Origin of the sequence: Actinocatenispora comari (assembly GCF_017312725.1) — a bacterium.
Classification (GTDB): Bacteria; Actinomycetota; Actinomycetes; order Mycobacteriales; family Micromonosporaceae; genus Actinocatenispora; species Actinocatenispora comari.
Window position 1 is genome coordinate 121,048 of record NZ_BOPO01000149.1, and the last position, 6,695, is coordinate 127,742.

The 6,695-nt window shown below is 72.4% G+C and carries 6 protein-coding genes and 1 pseudogene; 4 read left to right on the forward strand and 3 right to left on the reverse strand.

Features of this window, described 5'->3' with window-relative positions; all coding sequences use genetic code 11:
* Positions 1 to 47: 47 nt before the first annotated feature.
* Together NUM_RS35395 and NUM_RS35400 are read left to right on the forward strand one after the other, a co-directional pair.
* Positions 48 to 935 (forward strand): DUF5753 domain-containing protein, encoded by an 888-nt coding sequence (locus NUM_RS35395; RefSeq protein ID WP_207129300.1) that lies wholly within the window; start codon positions 48 to 50, stop codon positions 933 to 935.
* Between the two features lie 16 nt (positions 936 to 951).
* On the forward strand, positions 952 to 1,152 hold the full coding sequence (locus tag NUM_RS35400) for a DUF397 domain-containing protein (RefSeq protein WP_207129301.1): 201 nt from the start codon (positions 952 to 954) through the stop codon (positions 1,150 to 1,152).
* 76 nt (positions 1,153 to 1,228) lie between these two features.
* On the opposite strand, the gene NUM_RS35405 is transcribed toward NUM_RS35400, so the two are convergent.
* The 3 genes and pseudogenes from NUM_RS35405 to NUM_RS35415 all read right to left on the reverse strand — a co-directional run bounded on the left by NUM_RS35405 (position 1,229) and on the right by NUM_RS35415 (position 4,459).
* Positions 1,229 to 2,428: an MFS transporter gene (locus tag NUM_RS35405; RefSeq protein WP_207129302.1), complete on the reverse strand. Its 1,200-nt coding sequence runs from the start codon at positions 2,426 to 2,428 to the stop codon at positions 1,229 to 1,231.
* 433 nt (positions 2,429 to 2,861) lie between these two features.
* Positions 2,862 to 3,866 (reverse strand): annotated as a pseudogene (ligD, locus tag NUM_RS35410) (non-homologous end-joining DNA ligase); the annotation flags it as partial.
* Between the two features lie 62 nt (positions 3,867 to 3,928).
* Complete coding sequence (locus NUM_RS35415) at positions 3,929 to 4,459, reverse strand: DUF1697 domain-containing protein (RefSeq protein WP_207129303.1); 531 nt, start codon at positions 4,457 to 4,459, stop codon at positions 3,929 to 3,931.
* Positions 4,460 to 4,615: 156 nt separating this feature from the next.
* Between NUM_RS35415 and NUM_RS35420 the strand changes: the two genes are divergently transcribed.
* The gene (locus tag NUM_RS35420) at positions 4,616 to 5,182 is read left to right on the forward strand and encodes an HU family DNA-binding protein (RefSeq protein ID WP_207129304.1); all 567 of its coding nucleotides are present in this window, start codon (positions 4,616 to 4,618) and stop codon (positions 5,180 to 5,182) included.
* A 205-nt stretch (positions 5,183 to 5,387) separates the two neighbouring features.
* On the forward strand, positions 5,388 to 6,695 hold a 1,308-nt coding region (locus NUM_RS35425; RefSeq protein ID WP_207129305.1), incomplete at its 3' end, for an Hsp70 family protein.

A 6,695-nucleotide genomic window follows, 5' to 3' on the forward strand; every position in this document is an offset into this window, starting at 1 on the left:
ACGTGTCCTGGTTGACCATAGTTCCGATCCGGCAGATGATGGGTCGCATGACCACACGACGGTTAAGTCCGACGGTTCCCACGCGGCGTGTCGCTTCCACCCTGCGCATGTACCGCGAGCGGAAGGGGATGGGCGTCGGTGAGGCTGCGGCGGGCGTCGACCACCAGTCGAGTTGGCTCTCCCGCATCGAAGGCATGGAGAACAGGGCGCACCCGAACGATGTGCAGGCCCTGCTGATGCAGTACGACGTGGAGCAGCCGGTCATCGAGGCCGTGAAGGCGGTCGCCCGGCAGTCACGCAAGCGCGGTTGGTGGTACCCGTATCACGACGTCCTGCCGGACTGGTTCGGGCAGTATCTCGGGCTCGAATCGGACGCCTCGACCATCCGCGCGTTCGATGGCCTGGCGGTTCCGGGCCTGCTGCAGACGGAGGAGTACGCACGGGCGATGGTGCAGGCACTAGTGCCCCGGCAGTCCGCCGCCGAGATCGACCGATTCACCCGGCTGCGGATCGAGCGGCAACAGCGCATCAGCGACGACGAAGACCCGGTGCAGTTCCGGGCAGTGCTCGACGAAGGGCTGTTGTGGCGCCAAGTAGGCGGGACGCAGGTGATGATCGAGCAGATCGAGTGGCTGTTGGAAGTCGGCCAGCGCCCGAACGTGGAGATCCAGGTTCTGCCGAGCGCCGCCGGTGCGCATCCAGCCATGAACGGCAGCTTCGTGGTGATGGACTTCCCACCGCTGCCGACCCCGTTCCCGACGATCGACGACCGCATCGCGTACGTCGACCTGCTCGTCGGTGCGAAGTACTTCGACAACGCGGCTGAGGTCGCGCCCTACGAGGCGGTCTGGGAACAGCTTCGCGGCGACGCGCTGTCGTCGGATGAGTCCGACGCGCTCCTGCGTAGAATCGCGAAGCGTCTAGCGGCTCACTAACAGAAAGGAGCGCGGGGTGCCCTCACCAGACCTCTCCCGCGCCCGATGGCGCAAGAGCACACGTAGCGGGAACACCGGCAACTGCGTCGAGGTGGCCGGCAACCTCCCTGGCATCGTCGCCGTCCGGGACAGCAAGGACCCGCAGGGGCCGGCGCTGATGGTCGAGCCGGCCGCGTTTGCCGCGTTCACCGCGGCCGTGAAGTCCGCGAACCTGTAACGAGACACGAACACGCGACCCCCGGCCGGATCCGGCCGGGGGTCGCGCGCCGTTGCGGGACACGAGGGCTGCCCCGTCAGCGCGTACGAACACCGACCCGAACCAGGACGAGCGCGAACACCAGGGCGGTCGCGGCGAGCGCCGCGAGGCCCGGCCAGCCGGCCCAGGAGAGGACGAGCCCGCCGACCGCGGTGCCGGTGGCGCCGCCCACGAAGTACACCGTCATGTAGGCGCTGTTGAGTTGCGCCGGCCGGGCCGGGTCCAGGCCGAGCACCCGGGACTGGTTCGCCACCTGCGCGGCGAACAGTCCGGCGTCGAACAGCGCCAATGCCACCAGCAGCGGTACCGGCCGGGTCAGGCTCGCGCCCAGCACCGCCGTGCACGCGGCCGTGACCAGCAGCCCGCAGATCACCACCCGCGACCAGCCGAACCGGTCCGCCAGCCGCCCGGCGAACCGGGTCACGACCATGCCGAGCAACCCGGCCAGCGCGTAGAGGCCGATGGTGCTCGGCGGCAGCGAGACCGGCGGTCGGGCCAGCGCGAGCGACAGCCCCACCCAGACCAGGCTGAACGCGAAGAACCACAGGGCGCCGGACAGCGCGGCGAACCGCAACGCCCGGTCGGCCCACACCAGCCGGGGCAGCGCCGCCAGCACCGCGGCGTACCGCTGGGTCGGGGGTAGCGGGCGGCTCGGCAGCGTGATCAGCGCGGCGAGGCCGAGCAGTACGCACGCGGTGGCGAAGTCGACCAGCATCAGCCGCCAGCCGAACTGGTCCGCCAGCGCGCCGCCGAGAATGCGTCCCAGCACGATGCCGGCGGAGATGCCGGCCGTGACCGTACCGACGGTGCGGCCCCGGCGCGCGTCGTCGGAGTACCGGCCGGCCAGGCTGCTCAACTGCGCGCCGGTGCTCGCGCAGGCGCCCGCGACGAGCAGCCCGAGCGCGAGCAGTACCGGGTTCGGCGCCGCGGCGGCGACCGCCAGGCCGGCACCGAGCAGGCTGAGTTGGGCGGCGATCAGCCGGTTCGAGCGCACCCGGTCGGCCAGCGGGACGAGCAGCGCCAGGCCCAGCAGGTAGCCGGCGATCGGTACGCCGGCGAGGATGCCGACGGTCGACAGCGACGCGCCGATCCCGGCCGCGACGTCGGACAGTTCGGGTTGCAGGACGTAGCTCGTGGCGGTCGCCACCGCGGCCGCCAGCGTCGACGCGCCGAGCGCCGCGGCGCCCAGGCCAGGCGCGCGGCCGGTCGCCCGTTCGGGTGTCAGGATCTGCGTCATGCGGCAACGCTAGAAAGCGCGCCACCGCCGGTGCTGGCGGCAATCCGACCTGGCAGTCCGCCACGGCGACCCGGCCGGCCCGCGGTGCCGGCAGGCCGGCCGGTCAGGCGAACGGGTCGTAGTCGACTTCCAAAGGTTCCTGGTCGGGCCGCTCGTCGGCCGGGACGTGCTGCAGGTTGAGCCGGATCCGGGTCCAGGTGCTGCTGCGGCCGCGCATCGAGTCGACCAGCACGTCGGCCGGCTCCAGCTGCGGCCAGACGCCCGGATGGCGCTGCTTCCAGCGCTCCAGCCCGGCCATCGCCTCGTCCTTGGTGCGCGCCCGGGCGATCTCGATCAGCGGCATGGTGGTGCGCCGCCGGCCGGTCGGCCCGCTGCTCTTGCCCGGCGCCGGCGGCGGCACGGTGCCCGCCTCGTCGTCCTCCGCCGCCGGCTCCGGATCGGCCTTGCGCTTGGACGGCTGTACCCGGCGGGGCTCGCCGCGCTGCTTGGCGAAGTGCGGCGGCCACGGCGCGTCGCCCAGCCCGTTCTCGGCGTCCCGCTCGGCCAGCTCCAGCAGCCCGGTCAGCGAACCGGCGGACGCGTCCATGTCCTGCCACGGGTCGCCGAGCTGCGCGTACCGGTCGGGCACGGTGTCGATGGTGAACGCGGCCGGGTCACAGTCGGGCACCTCGTCCCAGCGCAGCGGGGTGGACACCCGGGCGTCCGGGGTCGGCCGGATCGACCAGGCGCTCGCGGTGGTGCGGTCCTTCGCGTTCTGGTTGTAGTCGACGAACACGCCGTGCCGCTCCTCCTTCCACCACTTGCTGGTGGCGAGGTCCGGCGCGCGCCGCTCCACCTCCCGGGCCAGCGCCACCGCGGCCCGGCGCACCTCGGTGAAGGTCCACCGCTGCTCGATCCGGCAGTACACATGGAATCCGCGCGAGCCGGACGTCTTGGGCCAGCCGGTGAGGCCCACGTCGGCGAGCACCTCCCGGATCAGCAGCGCCACCTGGCGGATCTCCGGCCAGCCGACACCGGGCACCGGATCGAGGTCGACCCGTAACTCGTCGGGATGACCGAGGTCGCTGGCGCGCACCGGATGCGGGTGCAGGTCGACACAGCCGAGGTTGACCACCCAGGCCAGCTGGGCGGCGTCGGTGAGCACGATCTCGTGCGCGCTGCGCCCGGACGGGAACTTCAGCTCCACCGTCTCGACCCACGGCGGCCGGTTCTGCGGGGCGCGCTTCTGGTAGAAAGCCTCCCCGTCGACCCCGTTGACGTACCGCTTGAGCGCCATCGGGCGGCCGCCGACCGCGCGCAGCACGCCATCGGACACGGCAAGGTAGTAGCGCACCAGATCGAGTTTGGTGCGGCCGGAGGAGGGGAAGAAGACCTTGTCCGGGTTGGTGATCGGGACGTCCCGCCCCGCAACGTCCAGTATCTCCCGTCGACTGGGCATGGCCCCACGATACGGTGCGCCGCCCAACCCCGGCGCGAATTGAGCCCGGCCGATGCCGGTGTTCAGCTTTCGATCAGCTCCAGCAGCCGGCGCAGGGTGCGCCAGTTCCGGGCGGTACCGACGCCGACGATCCGGCGCAGCGCCGGTTCCAGTCGGGACTTGTGCACCCCACCGGGCAGCCACAGGAACAGCTCGCGGCCGATCAGCTCGTACCGCTCCGGCTCGTAGGAGCGTTCGGCCAGCGCGGCGAGCCGGTCCGGATCCGGTTCGACGTCGAGGAACTGCACCAGGTAGCGGGACTCGTCGGTGGCCACCGAGCCGAACGGGTCGGCCTCGACCACCGCGCGCAGCTGGCTCGCGGTGCGCACCAACACCGGTACGTCGAGGCCGAACTCGGACTCGATCGCGGCCCGGATCAGCGCTGCGGTACGGTCTGCGGGCGTGGCCGCGGAAAACACCGCGTTGCCACTTTGCAGGTGGGTGCTGATTGCCGCACAGCCAAGCTCGGCCAACATCGCACGCAACTGAGCCATGCCGACTCGGTTGTGCGCACCGAGATTGACGCCGCGCAGCAGCGCCAGTTGTCGTTCCACGGCGGTCTCCTTTCGGACCTCGCACCGCCCGCCGAACGGCTGAATCCTGCGGAACGGGCGGGTATTCGCGCTGTCCTGTTTGGTCAGTGGGATAGTGGCATGCATACTTGCTCGCGAAAGTACAGCGCATCCGCGCGAAGACTTGAGGAGACTGTTGTGAACAAGGCAGAGCTGATCGAGGCCCTGGCAGCCCGGCTCGGCGACAAGAAGACCGCCACCACGGCGCTGGAGGCCGTGCTGGACGAGATCCAGCGCACCGTTGCCAAGGGCGGCAAGATCTCGCTGGCCGGCTTCGGTGTCTTCGAGAAGCGGGCTCGCGCGGCACGCACCGCGCGCAACCCGCGGACCGGCGAGACCGTCAAGGTGAAGAAGACCTCGGTGCCGGCGTTCCGCGCCGGGCAGGGCTTCAAGGACGTGGTGACCGGCAAGAAGAAGATCGCCGCGGCCAAGAAGACCACCGCGAAGAAGGCCGCGACCGCGACCAAGACCGCGAAGGCAGCGCCGGCGAAGAAGACCACCACCGCGGCGAAGAAGACCACCGCGGCGGCCAAGAAGACCGCGCCGGCGAAGACCACGGCCAAGAAGACCACCGCGAAGAAGACCACCGCGGCGGCCAAGAAGACCACCGCCAGCGCGGCGAAGAAGACCACGGCGGCGAAGAAGACCACCGCCCGCAAGACCGCCACCAAGTCGGCCGCGAAGCGCACCCCGCGCAAGCGCTGACCGTACTGGGCCGGGTGGCGCAGTCGGCCCCCCGGCCACCACGGGCAGTCGGGCGTCCATCGCGAGGGATGCCACGACGACGCCCGGCGAGACCCTGTGCCGGCCACCGATCCACGGTGGCCGGCACGTTGCCGTTCGGGCCCGGCGACGCCCGGCCGTGGGTGCCGTCCTGGTCGGTGTTGTCCCGGTACATAGACTCCTGTGCATGGCTTCCGGTCCGGCGCTGGGTATCGACTTCGGCACCTCCTCCACCGTCGGCGTGCTGCGCCGGGCGGACGGTTCGGTGCGCCCGCTGCTGTTCGACGGCACCCCGCTGCTGCCCTCCGCCGTCTACCTGGAGCCGTCCGGGCACCTGCTCACCGGCCGGGACGCGATCCACGCCGCGCGGCTCGACCCGACCCGGTTCGAACCCTCGCCGAAGCGGCACATCGGCGAGGGCACCGTCCTGCTGGGCGGCACCGAGGTCACCACGATCGCGTTGACCGCGGCGGTGCTGCGCCGGGTCGCGGTCGAGGCGACCAGGGTCAACGGCACCGCGGTGCGGGAGCTGACCCTCACCCACCCGGCGACGTGGGCCGGCCGGCGCCGGGACGCGCTGGTCCAGGCGGCGCACCGGGCCGGGCTGCCCCGGCCCCGGCTGGTGGCCGAGCCGGTCGCCGCGGCCAGCTACTTCACCGAGGTGCTCGGGCACCGGATCCCGGCCGGCTCCGCGGTGGTGGTGTACGACTTCGGCGCCGGCACGTTCGACGCCAGCGCGGTGCTGCGCGGGGCGCACGGCTTCGACACCGCCGTGGTGGACGGGCTGGAGCTCGGCGGGCTGGACATCGACGCGGCGATCGTCGACTGGCTCGGCACCCGGTACGGCCCGGCCGATCCGACCGGCTGGCAACGGCTCACCGCGCCGGCCGCGACCGCCGACCGGCGCGCCCGCGAGCAGCTGTGGACGGATGTCCGCGCCTGCAAGGAGCAGCTGTCCCGGTCCTCGTCGGCGCAGCTCGCGGTCCCCGTGCTGGAGGTCGACGCGCACCTGACCCGGGACGAGCTGGAACGGTTGGCGCTGCCCCTGGTCGAGCAGACCGTGACCGCCACCGCCGACGTGGTGCGGGCCGCGCAGCTGGCACCCAAGCAGATCGCCGGGGTGTTCCTGGTCGGCGGCGGCAGCCGGCTCCCGCTCGCCGCCTCCACGCTGCACCGCCGGCTCGGCATCGCGTCGACCGCGATCGAGCAGCCGGAGCTGGTCGTCGCCGAAGGCAGCCTGCGCAGCCCGGAGTCCGACGGCGCGAACGCGACCCGGATCCTGCCCGCGTTGAGCAGCGCGGCCGAGCTGGGGGTCGGGCCGGGCGCCGCGGTTCGGGCGGCCGGCGCCGGGCTGTTCCCGGCCGGCCAACCGATCCCGGCCGCGCCGCGGTCACCGGCGCCGCAGCCCGCCGTTGCCACACCACACTCCCCCGTTGCCGCGCCGCGCTCGCCGGCGGCACCGGTGCCGGCGCAGCCCGCGCCGCAGCCGAGCGGG

What these genes read in the sequence shown, in the direction of transcription:
- NUM_RS35395 (WP_207129300.1), top strand. Translation starts at nt 48, where the DNA reads ATGACCACACGACGGTTAAGTCCGACGGTTCCCACGCGGCGTGTCGCT.
- NUM_RS35405 (WP_207129302.1), bottom strand. Translation starts at nt 2,428, where the DNA reads ATGACGCAGATCCTGACACCCGAACGGGCGACCGGCCGCGCGCCTGGC.